The organism is Thermococcus atlanticus (genome assembly GCF_054657855.1).
On sequence record NZ_BAAHXX010000001.1, the window covers coordinates 1229585 to 1246962 of the forward strand.

At 51.6% G+C, this 17378-nt stretch carries 17 protein-coding genes; 7 read left to right on the forward strand and 10 right to left on the reverse strand.

Annotated features, from left to right (window positions below):
• Position 1 precedes the first annotated feature (1 nt).
• The 6 genes from ACYQ27_RS06480 to eif1A are packed head-to-tail and all read right to left on the reverse strand — an operon-like array spanning position 2 to position 5926.
• Positions 2-1243, reverse strand: coding sequence for a DUF530 family protein (locus tag ACYQ27_RS06480; protein WP_456395836.1), 1242 nt, complete (start codon positions 1241-1243; stop codon positions 2-4).
• On the reverse strand, positions 1240-2406 hold the full coding sequence (locus tag ACYQ27_RS06485) for a DNA topoisomerase IV subunit A (protein ID WP_460041306.1): 1167 nt from the start codon (positions 2404-2406) through the stop codon (positions 1240-1242). Before ACYQ27_RS06485 ends, ACYQ27_RS06480 begins: the two co-directional genes overlap by 4 nt.
• On the reverse strand, positions 2399-4084 hold the full coding sequence (gene top6B / locus ACYQ27_RS06490; protein WP_456451978.1) for a DNA topoisomerase VI subunit B: 1686 nt from the start codon (positions 4082-4084) through the stop codon (positions 2399-2401). Before top6B ends, ACYQ27_RS06485 begins: the two co-directional genes overlap by 8 nt.
• A 45-nt stretch (positions 4085-4129) precedes the next feature.
• On the reverse strand, positions 4130-4789 hold the full coding sequence (locus tag ACYQ27_RS06495; RefSeq protein WP_456395830.1) for a KH domain-containing protein: 660 nt from the start codon (positions 4787-4789) through the stop codon (positions 4130-4132).
• A 1-nt stretch (position 4790) separates the two neighbouring features.
• A complete protein-coding gene (locus ACYQ27_RS06500) occupies positions 4791-5570 on the reverse strand; it encodes a serine protein kinase RIO (RefSeq protein ID WP_456395828.1) in 780 nt (259 codons plus the stop codon).
• Positions 5570-5926 (reverse strand): translation initiation factor eIF-1A, encoded by a 357-nt coding sequence (gene eif1A, locus ACYQ27_RS06505; protein WP_456395854.1) that lies wholly within the window; start codon positions 5924-5926, stop codon positions 5570-5572. Before eif1A ends, ACYQ27_RS06500 begins: the two co-directional genes overlap by 1 nt.
• A 66-nt stretch (positions 5927-5992) precedes the next feature.
• Here eif1A and ACYQ27_RS06510 point away from each other — a divergent pair, with 66 nt between their 5' ends.
• Genes ACYQ27_RS06510 through rnhB form a run of 4 tightly spaced genes read left to right on the forward strand, consistent with a single transcriptional unit; the run spans position 5993 to position 8437 of the window.
• Positions 5993-6118 (forward strand): hypothetical protein, encoded by a 126-nt coding sequence (locus ACYQ27_RS06510; RefSeq protein ID WP_456451980.1) that lies wholly within the window; start codon positions 5993-5995, stop codon positions 6116-6118.
• Positions 6118-6909 carry a metal ABC transporter ATP-binding protein gene (locus ACYQ27_RS06515; RefSeq protein ID WP_460041307.1) on the forward strand — a complete coding sequence of 264 codons (792 nt, stop codon included), beginning with the start codon at positions 6118-6120 and terminating at the stop codon, positions 6907-6909. Before ACYQ27_RS06510 ends, ACYQ27_RS06515 begins: the two co-directional genes overlap by 1 nt.
• Positions 6906-7727, forward strand: a complete 822-nt coding sequence (locus ACYQ27_RS06520; protein WP_456451984.1) for a metal ABC transporter permease — start codon at positions 6906-6908, stop codon at positions 7725-7727. Before ACYQ27_RS06515 ends, ACYQ27_RS06520 begins: the two co-directional genes overlap by 4 nt.
• A gap of 5 nt (positions 7728-7732) precedes the next feature.
• Positions 7733-8437 (forward strand): ribonuclease HII, encoded by a 705-nt coding sequence (gene rnhB / locus ACYQ27_RS06525; RefSeq protein WP_460041308.1) that lies wholly within the window; start codon positions 7733-7735, stop codon positions 8435-8437.
• A gap of 115 nt (positions 8438-8552) precedes the next feature.
• Here rnhB and ACYQ27_RS06530 read toward each other — a convergent pair whose 3' ends face one another.
• On the reverse strand, positions 8553-9962 hold the full coding sequence (locus ACYQ27_RS06530; protein WP_456451988.1) for a dolichyl-phosphate-mannose--protein mannosyltransferase: 1410 nt from the start codon (positions 9960-9962) through the stop codon (positions 8553-8555).
• A gap of 68 nt (positions 9963-10030) precedes the next feature.
• Here ACYQ27_RS06530 and ACYQ27_RS06535 point away from each other — a divergent pair, with 68 nt between their 5' ends.
• Entirely contained in the window at positions 10031-11176 is a 1146-nt protein-coding gene (locus ACYQ27_RS06535) for a methyltransferase domain-containing protein (RefSeq protein WP_460041309.1), read from the forward strand.
• 52 nt (positions 11177-11228) lie between these two features.
• Here ACYQ27_RS06535 and ACYQ27_RS06540 read toward each other — a convergent pair whose 3' ends face one another.
• Positions 11229-11423 (reverse strand): PCNA-inhibitor, encoded by a 195-nt coding sequence (locus tag ACYQ27_RS06540; protein ID WP_456395821.1) that lies wholly within the window; start codon positions 11421-11423, stop codon positions 11229-11231.
• Positions 11424-11610: 187 nt separating this feature from the next.
• Between ACYQ27_RS06540 and glmS the strand changes: the two genes are divergently transcribed.
• On the forward strand, positions 11611-13419 hold the full coding sequence (glmS, locus tag ACYQ27_RS06545; protein ID WP_460041310.1) for a glutamine--fructose-6-phosphate transaminase (isomerizing): 1809 nt from the start codon (positions 11611-11613) through the stop codon (positions 13417-13419).
• A 10-nt stretch (positions 13420-13429) separates the two neighbouring features.
• Positions 13430-16300, forward strand: a complete 2871-nt coding sequence (locus tag ACYQ27_RS06550; RefSeq protein ID WP_460041311.1) for a peptide transporter — start codon at positions 13430-13432, stop codon at positions 16298-16300.
• Here ACYQ27_RS06550 and ACYQ27_RS06555 read toward each other — a convergent pair.
• Both ACYQ27_RS06555 and ACYQ27_RS06560 read right to left on the reverse strand, forming a co-directional pair.
• Entirely contained in the window at positions 16297-16704 is a 408-nt protein-coding gene (locus tag ACYQ27_RS06555) for a ParB/RepB/Spo0J family partition protein (RefSeq protein WP_460041312.1), read from the reverse strand. The genes ACYQ27_RS06550 and ACYQ27_RS06555 overlap by 4 nt on opposite strands.
• Positions 16701-17378 carry a class I SAM-dependent methyltransferase gene (locus tag ACYQ27_RS06560; protein WP_460041313.1) on the reverse strand — a complete coding sequence of 226 codons (678 nt, stop codon included), beginning with the start codon at positions 17376-17378 and terminating at the stop codon, positions 16701-16703. The genes ACYQ27_RS06555 and ACYQ27_RS06560 overlap by 4 nt, the downstream gene beginning before the upstream one ends.

Sequence of the window (17378 nt, forward strand, 5' to 3'; positions counted from 1 at the left end):
CTCACCCCTGGAGGAGCTCCAAAAACCTCTTCGCCTTATCGCTCTTCGGCATAAACCTCTCAAACTTGCCGGCATCAGCAAACAGCGTTTTGTGAAGTCCCGAAATAACAAACCTGCGAATGGCCTCAACCAGTTCATCCTCGGGTATTAAAAGAATCTCCGCAACCCTGCTCTCATCATAATCGCTCATCCCATAAAGCAGAACCCCTCCGAGCAGGTAGTTGGGCAGGTTTGATAGCTCGCTCCTCCTGCCGCTCAGAAGCTTCTCCATCTCGCACTTCCTGATAATGAACATACTGCCGTAACCGGTTCTGAAGCCCTTCTCTCCGGCGAAGGGGAGATCAAATATGGAGTAATGGCAGTCTATGCAGAGCCTTATATCCGGATAGAGGCCAAGGGTTTCTCTATCGTTTTCCGATGTCAGGAAATAGTAGCGGAAGAGGTCAATGCCCAGGAGCTTTGCCCCTTTTTCCGGGTCAAGCGAGGAATACGCCAGGGCCAGATTATCGACCGTGTAGTGGTTGTTGATCAGAACCCCTTTTGTTTTGACCAGGCTGAGAACCCTCCAGCGGAAGCGTTTTCCGTACCTCCTCCTCAGCTCGGATTCAATGTCCGAGTCAGCGGGCAAATCAATTCTCGCCTTTTTCAGCCTGTTCCTGTCCCAGTACTCCACCTCAATGCGCAGGCTCTTCATCCTGACGACGCCCTTCTCCCGGAGCTTGGCCTTGATGAACTTAAAGGTCTCCCTCACATCCCTGCTCTCATGGCCGAGCAGGCGCAGAACATCGCCTGAATATGCCAGGTGGGGAAGGGTCTCAAGACGTCCAATCTGGACGGGCTTTCTCTCCGCCCTGACACCGCCGGGGCTCTTTATCTCCCTGACATCAATTTCTTTTTTCCCTGCCCTGAAGGTATAGTTCGCAGTTATCAAAGCCAGTGCCATCTTATGGGCGGTTATGGCGGAGCGGAGTCTCTCAAGGGCCAGAACACGGTTGTGCTTTTTCTTGTAAATCCACTGGATGTGGGGGTCTCTGTTTGCCCTGTCCAGCCCCCTGACCGAGGGCGTTGTCTCACCAACCCTCCTTGAGAGCTCGTCTTCCAGATCCTGGAGCAGGCCCAGGTTTCTGTTCAAATAAAAAGCTATGGAGGAGGGCTCAAACTCCTCAAATAGCCCTGTCATATCTATCCCGATATCGTCCAGTATCTTGTTCACCCGGGCGACGAGCTCTTCGGTTGTCGTCATGGCAGCAGCTCACCGCGTTCTATCTTCTCGGGCAGATACTTTCTGGCAACAAACTCAAGGCTCTTGTTTGCCAGGGCCTGCTGCTCTATCCTGACGCCCATTTTGACAGCCATCTTGAGCTGCCTCTGCCACTCCCTGTTCTGGAACCACGGGTAGTTCATCTCCTCCATAATTCTCTTGTAGTCGCCCGTCGGGCCGCCCTTCTTGTTTGGCGGAACCCCCTTGAGCTTTTCGGTGACGTTCCTGAGGCCGTAGCGCTCAATGTCATCCATGGTCATCCCCACGAACCTCGCCTCCGGCGTTGCGAGTTTCTCGCTGAGGTATGCGAGGTTGATGGAGCCCTGCTTTATCGTGGAGTAGATATACCATCCGTAGGGGTCGCCATCCGTGAAGACTATGATGGGGAGGCCTTCTTCGTAGTGAAGCCTGTGGATTAAACGCCTGACGCCCCTTGAGGCCTGTCCCTGCGTCGCTATGATTAACGCTTTCTCCTTCTTCGGGAACTTTTCCTCAATCAGACGGTCGGCCATAGCTGCGGTCTCGACGACCAGAGCGTAGTCCACGTTGACCTCGACGAAGTGCAGGTGCTCGACCGTTCCCGGGACGGCCCAGCCGCCCATGCCGAGCTTGCTGGTGTTGAACTCGTCCTCACCGTCCCTGATAACAATGTTCCCGTAGATATAACCCCTCCTGTCCGCTGTAAGATGCATCTCCTCACGCAGAACGCCAAGCATTCTCTCAAGGTCCTCTATGATGGGGTCGCTCTCCCTCTGATCCTCAAATGTGTTCTCCTTTGTGCCGGGAATCGTGTGCTTGTTCGCATAGTATGCTTCTCTGAGACTCGCATGCTTGCCCTCGCTCACGAGCCTCTTGACATATGCCGAGATGAGCAGGGTTTGCATGAACTTTCTCGTATGGGCAACGTTGAGGAAATACCTGCGGGAGAGCTTGTCGCCCATCCTGATGACCTTTCTCTTCTCGTCGAAGTAGACGTTGTTGATGCCCCTTGTCGGAATGTCAAAATAGGGATTACGGCCCTGCCTGACGGATTCAAGGATTTCCCTTCCGAGCTCCTCAAGCTTGGCAAGAACCTTCCGGGGATCGTAGGAAAACCTCTCCCTGGGTCTCGACTTCTTAATTGCTATTGCTCTTGATTTAGGCATTTGCCTCAACCTCCACCTCTGTCTCGCTAAACCTTTCCTCCACGAGCCTGCGGAAGTAGCTCTCAATGGCATCTTCGGGTTCCCCTGTGAGAACACTGAGCGAGCGGGCTATCTCGGGGAGGTACTTCTCAAACGTCCTCCTCCTCTTTACCTGGTAAAGCCTGCGGTGCTTTCCGCTCAGGTATGTCTGCAGCCTCCTCGCGGCGTCCATTATCGCAAGACGGATTTCGTTCATTATCTCCTCGTCGCTGGCTATGCTCTGCTTTCCCGTTGATGTGTAGGGAACATGGACGCTGATGACGTTTATCATGAGGGCTAGAGGGGCTCTCTCTATGTCGTCGACCTTATAGCGCCTCCACTCTATACTCCTGGCCGCCGCTGTTGTCACACAGGAGCCCGCATCAAAGAGGAGAGGAACCCTGTTGGCGTATCTGAGGAGGTCGAAGCCCGAATTAAGCTCCCCGCCGTATGCCAGTCCGACCTCAACCTGGAAGGGTATTCCGCCCCGGTAGACCTTCGGGGATCTTGTAACCGCTGTGACGAATTCGGGCTTCAGAATTCCGGCGAGTCCCTTTTCAATGTTCTCCTCCCCTATCGGCCTGAGGCCGTGAGTCGGCGGAGCGAGGAACTTCATGTACTTAAATGCCTCAACAATCTCCTCGGCCTCGTGCCAATCGAGCTTCTCCGGGGGCTTTTCCATGATCTTTGCGACCTGCTTGAGAACTTTGCGGTAGCCCCTGAAGCTCTTGAGGACTTTATCCACTTCTCCGTTCATGAGCCTCTCGTAGAGCTGGTTCCTGACGTTTTTATCCTCCTCCGTTTTTATCAGCCTGAGGGCCGCCATGTACTTCACAAGCTCGTCGATCTTCCTGTCGCTTATCCTCGAAAACTCGCTGATTAAAAAGCGCTTTACGCTGTTTTTCCTCGTCTTTTTGGCCATCCTGTAGACATCATCGGTCAGAACTCCCCTTGGATGGGGTTTCATCTCGACGGGCGGTTTTGGAACCTCATCACTCGACCTCGGGAAGGTTATCAGCTTTCCGTCAGGCTCTATGAGCTCGATGTGGGCGTGGGGGTTGGCTATGGCGGTCAGCTTGAGATACCAGAAGACGCCCTGCTTTGAGCGCACATATCTTACGCCTTTGACCTCCAGCTCAACCCTCGTGCCCCTCCATCCGGTGGGATTCGGTTTCTTCTGCTTCCTGACGATTTTCCCCTCGTTCTTCTCCACATCAATTTTCACCCATGCTTCGATTATATCCCCGCCTGTTGAGGTTATCACGCGCGTGGCCTTTCCGCTCGTAATCTGTGCAAACATTACCGCACCGCTTATGCCTATACCCTGCTGTCCCCTGCTCTGGATGTTCCTGTGCGCTTTGGTTCCGGCCAGCATCTTGCCGAAGACGTGGGTTATGAACTTCTCCGGGATTCCCGGGCCATTGTCCTCCACGATTATCTTGTAGTGCTCCTTTCCAAGCTCCTCGATTTCAACCCTGACATAGGGCAGAATTCCTGCCTCCTCACATGCATCCAGAGAGTTTGTTACCGCCTCATGGACAACCGTTGTCAGAGAACGAATTTTTCCGGTATAACCAAGCATGGCGGCATTTCTTCTGAAGAATTCACTAACGCTCTGGATTTTGAACTCCTTAAAAAGCTCCTTACTGGCTTTTGCCATCACATGTCCCTCCTGCAGGCTGGATTGTCAGTGCCCCTGCCGGGGTCAGACACGTTCATAGACATCACCCTCAAGCTCCAGATCCTTTTTCCTCCGTTCGAGATACCTGTACACGGTTCCGTGGGGAGAACCGCGCACAAGCTTTTCTATAGCGGTTTTTGCTATTTCAACCTGAAGGGGATTGCCGATGATGGCGACGGTCTTCCCATAGACGCTAACATCGGCGCCGCTCATTTCCTCAATAATCTCCCTTGTCCTGCCTTTTCTTCCGATTATCCGCCCCCTGACCCGGGGGAGCGCGTTTTTGTCATTGCCTATGATGATGTCCGTGAGGTTGATGACCTCCAGAACCTCGCCCTCATTCAGCAGGCGGAATGCCCTCTCGGGTGAGAAACCCCTGCCTATGGCGGTTGCAATGTCCCTCGCCTTCCACACCGCCAGCGGATCCTCGGTCTCCTCTGTGGAGGTTATGAAAACTTCACCCGTTTCGCTGTCCACCTCTATCCGGGTTTTCGTCCTCCTCTCAATCTCCTTCTTCACGGCACCCTTCTTTCCTATGAGGACACCCACCCTCTCTCTGGGAATTCTCACGAACTCCTCCTGCTCGCCAAGGGCTTCAAACTCCTCGATTTCTCCCCTTCTCCTTACCCTGCCTTCTTTATCCACGTTCTCGTATTTCTTCAGGAGCCGCTCGAACTCATCCATCTCACTCACCCGCCAGCTCTCTAAACTTCTCCTCCAGATCATCCACTCCAACACCCTTTCTGCCGAAATAGGTGATTATATTCCTCAAATCCCGGTAAAGCAGTGAGCGGGACATCTTATTCCTCTTAACAGTTGCCTGCGACCAGTCAATTATCACGGGGGAATCCCAGAGGAGTATGTTGTACTCGCTCAGGTCTCCGTGCACCATATCGCCCCTCTTCCAGAGGCGTTCAATGGCCCTGATCGTGAAGCTGTAGAGTTCCTCGAAATCCTCCCTCCGGAGCGTGCGTTCCACATCCTTCAGCCGGGGGGCGGGGAGTTCGTCCCCAATAAACTCCATTATCAGGACGTTGTTCCTGAAAGCCACCGGCTCGGGGGCTCTGACGGCATATTTAATGGCCCTCTGCAGGTTTTTGAATTCCCTCCGTGTCCAGATAAAGACGAGCTTCCTCATGTCCTTTGGCAGATAGCCCACCCTTGGATCCGCCGCCAGATACTCCCAGATTCTCCTGAACTCCGTCGTGTACGTCCTGTAAACCTTGATGGCAACCCGTTTGCCGTCCCTGTCGATCCCCCTGAAGACATTGGCCTCCTTTCCTGTCGAGATAACACCTGAAATTTCCTCAATTTTTCCTCTCCTGCGGAAGTATTCCAGGGTTTCAAGTGTCGTTTTATCAAATACCTCGCTGAAAACTTTATAGAGCTCGCTGTCCTTTATCCTCTCCTCCCTTAAACCCAGGAGTTCCTCTATCTCCCGTTCAAGCCTCTCATCCATAGCCATCACAGCATCAGGCCGCCGGTAAGAAAGTCCCTCGTTATCTTGTTCCTCCTGAGAAGCCAGTCAACCTGGGTTCTGGTGTAGCGATAGACTATATCCGCCCTCTTGTCTGTCTGAACCGACCAGGGCTGAACTATTACAACATCGCCCACCTTAATCCACATTCTCCTCTTGAGCTTCCCGGGAATCCTGCACCTTCTTATCTTTCCGTCGGCACATCTGACGTCCATCCAGCCAGCGCCGAGCGCCTGTTCCACGACTCCAAAGAGCTGTCCTTCCTTTGGCAGGGGGACTCTGATAACCTCATCCCCTTCAACCCGTCTGTTATTCCTTTTTTTTCTACCTCTGTAGTATGCCATGAGCATCACCTCCAGTGATTCATCATATGCCCTTATAAGCTTAAGCCTTGCAAAAATTTTCTAATTATGATAGCTGGCAGGCATTTAAAAATTTTTGCACTGGAAATACACATCTGTGCCCCATTTGGAATATTAAAGTTTAAAAACGCTTTTAATCCACTGATATCTGCGGTATCTCCAGGGGTGAGATGATGGAAGCAGTTTCAGCAGAGAACGTTGATATACTCTACGAATCATACACAGCGGTGGAGGGCCTGAATTTCAGGATTGAAGAAGGCGAGACCCTGCTCCTCCTCGGGCCCAACGGGGCCGGAAAAACCACACTGCTGAGAACGATTGCCGGATTCCACAGGAACTACCATGGGAAGCTGCTTGTTTTCGGAAAAACGCCGGAGGATGCGAGAGAGCTCATCTCCTATGTCCCGCAGAGCCATTCCCTAAATGGACTCGTGCCTTTAAAGGCCATCGAAGTTGTCTCAATGGGTGCCATCTACAAAAAAGGCTTCTTCCATTTCAGGGTTCCGGAGGAAGCTCTGAGCAGGGCCAGAGAGGCTCTGAGTTTTGTGGGACTGGATGATGTGGCGGAAAGGCTGTTCAGCGAGCTGAGCGGCGGGCAGAGGCAGAGGGTTCTTCTCGCAAGGGCACTGATATCAAATCCAAAGCTCCTCCTGCTCGACGAGCCGCTCTCAGCCCTTGACCCATCCGCAAGGGCAGAAGTTGCCGCGGTTCTGGGAAAAATAAAGCGGGAGAAAAGCGCGACAATGATAATAGCCACCCATGACATAAATCCCCTGATGGAAATCGGGAACCGTGTTATGCTGATCAACAGAAAGCTGATAGCCTTCGGAACCCCTGAGGAGGTTCTCAGAGACGAGGTGATCAAAAGTGTTTATGGCCCGCTTGCAAGGGCAATTAAAGTTGAGAGCAGGCTTTACTGCATAACTGGGGATGTGCATCTGCATCTGAAGGGTGAGCAGCCATGATTCCGGAGTATCTCATAAGAGCCCTCCTTGCGAGTGTGATGATAAGCGTCCTGCTCGGCCTGCTGAGCCCGCTGATAAACATGAAGGGCCTCGCCTTTCTGACCCATGCTACCTTCCATTCCCTGCTATTCGGGGCTGTTCTGGGGATGATTCTGGGTCTGATTCTTGGAAATCTGGGTATGGTAATGTGGGCGGCCCTGATCATCACAATTGCGGTGGTACTCGCGATAGCGGAGCTGGAGAAGAGAGGTTTTGCACCGGATGCCGCTGTCGGCATTGTGGCAAGCTTTGTTGCGGGACTGACGGTTCTCGCCTTTGGCGTTCTCTATAAGGTGATGGCTGAGAAACCCTATTTTCCCTTCAGCGAGAGCATAGTCTCCTATCTCACAGGGGAGGTGTTCCTGATAACGCTGAACGATTTGCTGGCCCTGGTGATTGGAGGAACTCTTATCTTCTTTCTCATGCTCCTCCTTTACCGGGACTTCCTGTATGTGAGCTTTGATCCGGATGGTGTTGAGAGCTACGGGGGTAATGTGAGGGCATATCTGATGCTGCTTTACGTCATGGTGGGTGCCATAGGGGCGCTGATCGTCAAGACGGTGGGGCTGATAACACTGCAGGTCATAGCTGTCCTTCCCGGTGCCATCGCAATGATGGTTAGCTCCAATATAAGAAAAATCCTCGGCGTGAGCCTCTTTTTAACGCTGGGAGTTGAACTGCTCTCAATCCTGATGGCATACCGGACGGATATTCCCCCAAGCGGCATAGCAACGATAATGCTCGGCTTAATCTACGGTGCTCTGCTGTTCAGGAGGTGAAAAAAATGAAGCTTGGAGGCATTGACGAAGCTGGGAGAGGGCCCGTTATAGGTCCGCTGGTCATAGCAGCTGTTGTTGTTGATGAAAGCGGTCTTCAGAGGCTTGGAGAACTCGGTGTCAGGGACTCAAAGAAGCTGAGCCCGAAAAGGAGGGATAGCCTGTTTAATGAAATAATTAAGGTTTTAGACGATTATGTAATTATTGAATTATGGCCTGATGAGATAGACGGCAGGGAGGGGACTATGAACGAGCTTGAAGTTGATAGCTTCATTAAAGCCCTGAACTCCCTTAAAATCAAGCCCGATGTTCTCTACATCGACGCTGCGGATGTGAATGAGGGGAGGTTCGGAGAGCTGATAGGGAAAAGACTGAATTTCTATCCTGAGATAGTGGCGGAGCACAAGGCCGATGAGAAGTATCTTCCTGTCTCCGCAGCATCGATCATCGCCAAAGTGAGGAGGGACAGGGCCATTGAGAAGCTCAGGGAGGAGTACGGGGAGATAGGTTCGGGATATCCCAGCGACCCCAGAACCCGGGCATTTCTTGAAGAATATTACAGGAAGCACGGTGATTTCCCGCCGATAGTCAGGAGGAGCTGGAAAACCCTGAAGAAAATAGAGAACAGGGTAAAATCCCGGCAGCTGACTCTCGACAGTTATGGAAAGCACAATGGTTTTCTATCGAGAGATAAAAAGCTCCGAAGAAAATAAAAGCAGGATAAAATCCTGCAGCTAACCCTCAATAATCATCAAAATCACAGTATTTTCAATCAAAAGAGCCGAAAACTGAAGAGATGGGAAATAGGGAATAGAGAATATCCTGAAATCAGCGGCGGCTTCTTAAGGAACTGACTTTTCTTTTCAGCCAGCGCCAGCCCCCGGTGATGAAGCCCCAGTAGATTTTGATGGACTCCCTGAAGTAGTCCCACTTTATGATGTCGTAGAGGACAACCCCCATAACGACTGCTGCTTCCGGGACAAGTGCGGTGGCGTAGAAGCTGAACTGGGTTGTCCCTCCGAGAGCATACTGGAGGGCAAACATGCCTATGGTGCTCCAGAAGACCGCCAGAGGCAGCCACGCATTCTTCCTTTTCATGGCTATGTAGGGGATGGCAAAAATGAAGACTATCATGGCGGAGAGCAGGAATGGATCCGTTTCCGCAAAGACATTTGGATTGAAGTGGAATGGGAAAGGCCTGAGGTCGACAAACCACTGCCAGAACGGGGATGTGTTCGGATTGGGCCCCTTATAGCTGAGGTGCCATCTGAAGCTCCCCAGGAAATATCTGAGCCAGAGCCTGAATCCGAGGGCTTTGATTGCGGGAAATTCCGGGATCAGGAACCCAAGTCCGGGGAAAATAATACCCGACAGCAGGAAATGTTTGAAGCCTTTTCGTTCCTTCAAAAGCTTTATAAACAGCACGGGATATCCAAATCCACCATTGAGCTTTGCAGCCGCCCCAAGACCGACAGCAAAGCCTGAAGAGATGTCCTTTCCGGAGACAAGGAGGTACACAAAAAGCGCGACGAAAAGAGCAACGTAGATATCGAGCATTGCCGCAACGGAGGTTGCCATTAATGTCGGGTCGACGGCCGAGAAGAGCAGGGCGATTAAAGAAGCCAGATAGCTCTTTGTTATTCTGTATGCGGTTAGAACCACGAGGATGTTGATGATTGCGAGGGCTATAACCCCGGGCAGGCGCCAGTAGAACGGGTCATCCCTTATCCTCATACCCAGCATTATGAAGTCCTTTCCGAGGAAGGGGTGCTCTGTGTTTAGGTAGTTCTGGATGTTGTCCTTATCTGGATATCTGAATCCGGTTACAATATCAATCTCGGGGTATTTTGACCTCAGGGCTTCCATGAAGGGCCTGAGATTCTTTTCCGGAATTTCGAAGTAGACCGCGGGGAAATTTGTGTAGTCGCTATACACGGTGTAGTTGTATGCGGCGGCAATCTGCAGCACCGCCAGCTGGTTTTCATTTTTGTCCTGGTCGCTTGAGAAGATTACATTAACGCCCTCCGCGCCGCTCGTGCGGTTGATGTAGTGCACGGCTATTCCGAGCCTGTGGAGGATGTTCCTGGAGGCCGGGACGTACCAGACCTCATCACCGATGTAGTCGTGCAGCTTTGGGCTGGAGGCCGTTTTGTATGAGTAATAGAATGATCCACCCACCATCAAAATTACAAGCAGGATGAAGATGAGCTTTTTCCAGTTCACATTCCTCATATTCATATTTTACCCCTTGCCAATCTACACGATATTTCTTTAAACCTTTTCGCATAAGAGGGAGCGGTGAGAATATGGAGATAGAGGAGTATATAGAGCTTGCTGCGGATATGATACGGAGAGGGTATGATGAGAGGAAGATATGCTCAAAACTTCCACGGGAGAGCGCGGATGAAATAATCGAGATAGCTAGGGCCAGGATAAAGGCGAAGGACAAGTTCTCACGCACCGACCTGTGGATGGATATGGAGGGACTCAGATATGCGACCCACGAGATTGTCGCTGAATACAGGGCAGGTAGGGTTAAACCTGGGAGTATAGCCGATGTATCATGCGGAATTGGAATCCAGCTTATCTTCTTTGCGAAATATGCCGAAGAGGCTTATGCCATAGATATCGACGAGCGGAAGCTCTTCTATGCCGAGAAAAATGCGGAGAAATACGGGGTTCGTGAGAGGATACACTTTATCCACGGGGACAGCCTTAGCAGGGAAATTATCGAGCAGGTGCATGCAGAGGTTGTGTTCTCCGACCCGGCAAGGCCGCCGCAGATGCCAGAACGCCGTCTGGAGGATCTCCTGCCAAGCCCCCTAAGGGTGTACGAAGCCTACAGGCACAAGACGGATGCGTTCATCTTTGACCTTCCTCCCCAGATAAGGCGTGAGAAAATCCCGTGGAGGGGGGAGTTCGAATACATAGACCTTTTCGGTGCCCTCAACAGGCTAACTTTCTACCTTGAGCCTCTGGCGAAGGCGGAGAGGAGTGCAGTCCTCCTGCCGCAGGGTGTGAGGCTGGAGAGCAGTCCTGATCTTGAGGATATAGTCGAATGGGGCGAACCCCTTCAGTATCTCTACGAAATTCCGCAGGCAATAGACCATGCGGATTTAATAAACGAGCTGTTCCACACTGTCAAGGGCACTCTGCACATGCTCCTCAGGGAGAAGAGGCGGGTTCTTGCCACGAGCGACGAGGAGATTAAAAGCGAATACTTCAAGAGGGCATACACCATAACAGGAATCACGAAGTTCCATCCTGTCAGGATAAACGATTTTCTGAGAAAGAACGGCTACGGGAGGGCCACTCTCAGGGTTTCGATTCCTGACACCGCTTACTGGAGCTTCAGGAGGAGAATTGAAAGCGGGCTGAGGGGCGAGAAGAGGGCGTTTGTCTTTCAGTATGGGGACAAAGCCATAATAGCCGAGGCCATGCCGGAATCCTGAGCCTTTCGCCGGGCTTGAGGGCGGGATTCGGTATAGGGACGGGGCCATAAAACTAAAGCTCCTCTATCCTCGCATTTTTTATCCTCTTTGAGCCTATCCTGAGGGCCTTGAAATATTCCACGTGCTCCTCGGGGAGAAACGCCTCCAAACTGAGCGCACGCAGCCTCTTTTTTCGATTTTTATGGTTGCCGTTTGATTTCATCTCGATTTTACCGCGTTTCAGGAACTCATCGAGCTTCCTGTCCATCCCTTCACCCATTACCGATGGAAGGGTTTGATTATATAGCTTTTTCCCCGGGAAAATGTGCTGAACATTTCCCCGGGAAAAGAAACCCTGATGAAAATCCGTTAATTTTCCCCGGAAATCGTTTAAGAGAAATACTTTTAACTGAGTGCCCTTATCTAATCAGAGAGTAACTGAAAAGGGGATGGCCATGTGCGGGATAATCGGCTATATCGGTGATAGAAAAGCCTGTGATGTTATTGTCAGCGGATTGAAAAGGCTTGAATACAGGGGTTATGATTCTGTTGGGGTCGTTACTGAAAACGGCGGGGAGCTGTACATCAGGAAGGGCGCCGGCAAGATAGGGGAGCTTGAGAAAAAGCTCGGGCTTTCCGAACTGCCGGGTAACAGGGGCATTGGACACACGAGGTGGGCAACCCACGGTATTCCGGATGATACGAACGCACACCCTCACACGGACTGCACAGGTGAGATTGCACTGGTTCACAACGGCATTATCGAGAACTACCTCGAACTGAGGGAGGAGCTGCTGGAGAAGGGCCATGTGTTCAGGAGCGACACCGATACCGAGGTGATAGCACACCTGATTGAGGAAGAGCTTAAAACCGCAGCGAACTTTGAGGAGGCCCTCAGGAACGCACTGAACAGGCTTAAGGGCTCATTTGCGCTGGGAATAATATATTCCAGGGATGTGGAGCATCTCTACTTCGTCAGGCATGAAAGTCCCCTCGTCCTCGGAATAGGGAACGGGGAGATGTTTGCGGCAAGTGATGTTCCGGCTTTTCTGCCCTACACAAACAGGGCGGTTTTCATAGATGATGGCGAATATGTGATCCTCTCCAAGGAGGGATACACTGTTAAGGACTTCAGGACAGGTGCCGTCAGGGAGAAGGAAGTGCACACAATAAACTGGAGCCTTGAGATGGCCGAAAAGCAGGGCTATCCTCATTTCATGCTGAAGGAGATACATGAGGAGCCAAAGGCTGTGAAAGAGGCCATTTATGGAAATATTGAGTTCATGGGCAGGATTGCGGAGGAGATAGCGGAATACGACAAGATATTCATAGTTGCAATGGGAACATCGTACCACGCGGGCATCGTCGGCAAGTATCTCTTCCAGAGGCTGGCCAGAAAGGTTCCGATTGTTGAGGAGGCCAGCGAGTTCAGATATGAGGCTGAGGGAGTCATAGATAAGAACACTCTCGTGATTGCCATCACCCAGAGCGGGGAAACGGCCGATACCCTTGCGGCCATCAGGCTGGCGAAGAAGAGGGGAGCAAAGACGCTCAGCATAGTCAACGTTGTCGGAAGCATGGCAACGAGAATAAGCGACCTCGTGATCTACACCCATGCGGGCCCTGAAATCGGTGTCGCCGCTACCAAGACATACACAACGCAGCTGACCGTCCTGACAATGCTTGCGATAGCCCTCGCGAGGCATTTGAAGACCGTGGATGAGGATTATCTGAACACACTGGAGGAGGACCTTCATAAACTCCCCGAGCTGATCGAGGAGGTACTGGGTTACGAAGACGAGCTTAAAGCCCTCGCAGAGGAGCTTGAAGATAAGAGGGACTTCTTTTACATAGGACGCGGAATAAGCGTGGCAACCGCCCTTGAGGGCGCCCTCAAACTCAAGGAGATAAGCTACATACATGCCGAGGGTCTCTCTGCTGGAGAGCTCAAGCACGGGCCGCTTGCGCTCATTGAAGATGGCGTCCCTGTGGTTGCGGTGGCGCCCTCCGGAAAAACCTTTGACAAGATTGTCTCGAACATAGAAGAAGCCAAGGCCAGAAAAGGATTTATAATAAGCCTCGGAGATAATGATGAGCTCAGGAAGATAAGCGATGTGTTCCTGAGAATGCCGGAGGTTGATGAGCTGCTGAGTCCTGTGGTGTATGTGGTTCCCCTCCAGCTGCTTGCTTACCACTTAGCTGTCCTCAGAGGCAACGACCCGGACAAACCGAGGAATCTTGCCAAGTCCGTTACCGTTGAATGAGGTGATCCGAATGGTGAAAACAAAGGTTAAGGCTAAGGAAAAGAAGAAAAAGAAGGAGAAGGATGATGAAATCCACATCCCCTTCAGCTATCAGAAATTCAAGATGTATGGATTTCCCCTTATTGTTCTTCTGGTTGCCTTTATAGGATACAGGATAAGGATGGAAACCGCACAGCTCAAGTACTTCGTCGACCCGGACACATTCTTCCACTATGAAATGTACAGGCTGGCAGTTCATGAGTGGATTCCAAAGTATTTTGCCTATGCTGAGCCTCCCGCGGGCATAAAGGTAACAGGTTCCCTCGGGTTATACATGATACCCGCAGCCCTCTACAAATTCTTTGCCATATTTGGAATCACGGAGCTGGGCTTTTACAGGATGTGGCCGGCACTGGTGGGCTTTCTGACAATCATTGCAGCATACTTCCTCGGCAGAAAGCTCCATTCAGAGTGGGCAGGCCTCTGGGCGGCCCTGATAATGATGTTCTCCTACGCAAACTTCACAAAGACCATGTCAGGAAACGGCAGGGGTGAAGGGCCTTTCATGATGTTCTTCTTCTATGCGGTGCTATTCATGACAATGTACCTCGATGAGAAGGGCTTTAACTGGAAGAAGGCTCTCTGGGGGATACTCTTTGTCCTCACATCAGTGGCCTTTACGAGCGTCTGGAACGGAAGCCAGTTTGGTATTGGAATACTGCTGGTCTTCATGGCGGTAAATGCAATTCTGCTCTTCACGTGGGGCAAGATTGCGGAGCTTAAAACATTCATAAGGGAGTTCTATCCGGCATTTCTCCTTATACTGGTCATAAGCCTCGGTCTCAGCTACAGGGGCATAGTCGGCATAAGAAGCTTCCTCGTATTTGCCCTTCAGGGCTTTGTTGCGGTTGTGGCATTGTCAGCTGTAATGCTCTACGGAGAGAGGCTGAAGCTCAACTACTCAGACAAGAAGCATAGATTTGCCGCTGTCGTCGCCGTCGGGATTCTGGGATTTGCCGCGGCCTACCTCTACTTCGGCCCTGATCTCTGGAAGTTCATGGGCGGGGCATACCAGTCCAATCCCCTCTACCAGACCGTTGCGGAGCTGGCAAAGACAAGCTTCAGGGACATCAAAATGTACTACAGCGTCAAAACGAGCGATGCACTGGTGTTCTTCCTGTCCCTCGGCGGATTTTTCCTCGTTCTGCTTAGATTCGTGCGCAAACTCATGAAAGGGGATATAACAGGCTACAAGGAGGTCTTCCTCGTAGCTTACTACGTTTCCTCCCTGTACCTCTTAGCTATGGCGGTCAGGTTCATATTCCAAGCGTCAGGTTCAATAATACTCTTCGCAGGAATCTTCATCGGGGAGCTCTTCCTCTTCGTGGAGAACATGAAGGACACCCCCACAACAAAGGCCATGTATTCAATTTTCCTGATAATTCTCTTCCTGCCGCTCCCCATCGTTGGAGCACAGCACATGAACCAGATAGCCTCATATTATTCAAGAGGAGAAGCCGTGCCACCATCATGGCAGAACACGCTCCTCTGGCTGAAAAACAACAGTAACCCGCTTGACAGCGCGACCTCATGGTGGGACTATGGCTACTGGATTGAAAGCTCCCTCCTCAGCCACAGAAGGGCTTCAACCGATGGAGGACATGCATATGACAGGAGGTACATCGTTGCGGACTTCCTCTCCCACTACGGAAACAGGAGCGAGGTCGACTTCGAGGCGTGGGAGCTGAACTACCTCATACTCTGGCAGCAGGACATCTACAAGTTCAACGCCATAAGCTATTTGGGAGGAGCTATAAACTACGGCGAATACAGGAACACTCCAATGTTTCAGCCAATCCCGCTGACCGCAATCCGTTTTGACAACCAGACGAGGAAGTACTACATCCAGACGAGGGGCGGCGCCGTCATGCCCATGATGACTGTTGACCTGAGGTCCGGCAGAATCGTGCAGGGCGGAGCGGGCAGCGCACCCTATGTCCTCTACATATTCCAGAACTACGGTTTGCTGGCATACAAGAACATCGCCTTCAGCAACTTTGTGAGACTCGCATTCCATCTCCCGTTCTCCTTTGAGAAGTGGGATGCCCAGAAACTCTTTGCCAACTTCCAGCTGGTCCACAGCGCCGGCGATGTGGCAACGTACAGGTTCAGACCCTTTGCGGTCTACATGATCCAGAGCCTTGAAAACGGCACGTGGAAGATTGCATACACCGCTCTCGGCGGAGGGAAGCTCCCCCCTGGAAGGCATCAGTTCAAGCTCTACATCTCAGCCTTCGGAAGGGACATAAAGGATGCCACCCTTCTCTTTGAGGCATACAACGGAACGAAGCTCGTTGAGAAGAAAACCATAGCCCGGAACCTGAACATGGATCACCTTCACGAAACGCCGCTTCAGTTTAACCTGACGGTTCCAAATGCAACAAAATACCGGTTTGTCCTGATTCAGGATGGGCCTGTCGGGGTCATCGACGGAAAGGTACGGGTAAATGGCAGGGTTGTGGATCCCACATACGTGCTTGGAGAGGGGAAGAGCGGGACGCTTGAACTCACCGCTGCATTCAGGCGGGACTACACCGCCAACCTCACCCTCAGGGCAAGCATCGTGTACTACGTAACCCCCAACGGCAAGGACATATACCAGGACAGATTCCAGCTTGAGCCCCACATGGATATAATCGACTACATCCCTGTGAAGCAGGGGCTGAGTGTAAAGGCAGGGGATAACAGGATAAAAGCCCAGGCCAAAATGCCTGAGAATGTGTTTGACAGCTATATCCAGAAGCTCTACAGCAAATACGGGAAGGACGGGGTTGTTATTGTCAGAAAACGCATTGAACCCATCTTCATTGCAAAGAAGGGGTACGTTATCTGGGAGGGTTAATCCCTCACTATTTTTATATCGTCCAGCCCCCTCAATCCCCTTCTCTTTACAGTTTCAGCGATCCCGAGGGTGATGTCTCTTTTTGGCTTCAGAATTATGGCCTCAATCTCCGGAAATCCAAGCTTTCTGAGTGCAAAAGCCCTGTGGTGCCCGTCTATCACATAGTACTTTCCCCCGCACTCAATGACGATTATGGGAGCATCGTAGCCGTGCTTGATCTCCTGAAGGACGACGAGCAGCTTTGCCTCGCTGAGCTCTCCCTGGGTGGGGAGCAGCACGTCCGGAGGAAGATATCTGCTGTAGATTTCAAATTCAACACCGTGTATGAGCTCGTACTCCTTTTTAATCCTTTCAGCCCGTTTAAACGCCTCTTCCCGGGTTATCAGGCGAATCTCTTCTCTCAATCCTTCACACCCCTCACCGCGACGAATGCTGCCAGTCCCCTGCACTTTCTGTAGCATTTCCTGTCCACCCTCTCGGCCAGAGCTGGAAATGGCCAGAAGGAGGGGAAGAATATGACACCAGCACTCTCAACCTCACGGAAGCCCGAGTTAAGGAGGAGCCGCTCAAGCTCTCTGGGCGTGTAGAACCTCGCATATCTATACGCAGTCTCGGTGAATATGCTTTTGATCCTTTTGAAAAGGAACCATAAGCTCCTGCCGTTCATCGTTCCAATGATTACCTCCCCACCGGGCTTCAGAACCCTGTAAATCTCCGCGACAACCTCTTCAGGCCTGTGAATAAACTCAAACATCGTAACACTCAGAACAACGTCAAAGCTTTCTTCCGGAAATGGAAGATGGTATGCGTCTCCATGAATGAACCTAACCGATGGAAGCTTTTTCCTGGCTATCTCAAGCATCCTCTCACTCGCATCAAGTCCGACGACATAAAAGCCCCTCCTGTGGAGCTCCGCGGTATAGTTGCCGGTTCCGCACCCGAGGTCAAGAGCCCTCCCTCCTTCACTCCGGAGCATTGAGAAGATGAGCCATTTTTCAGTCCTGTCTACATATCTCCCTGTTCCCGTCTCATACCACCTGTCGTAGCGGTGCGCGATTCTGTCAAAGTACTCGGCCAC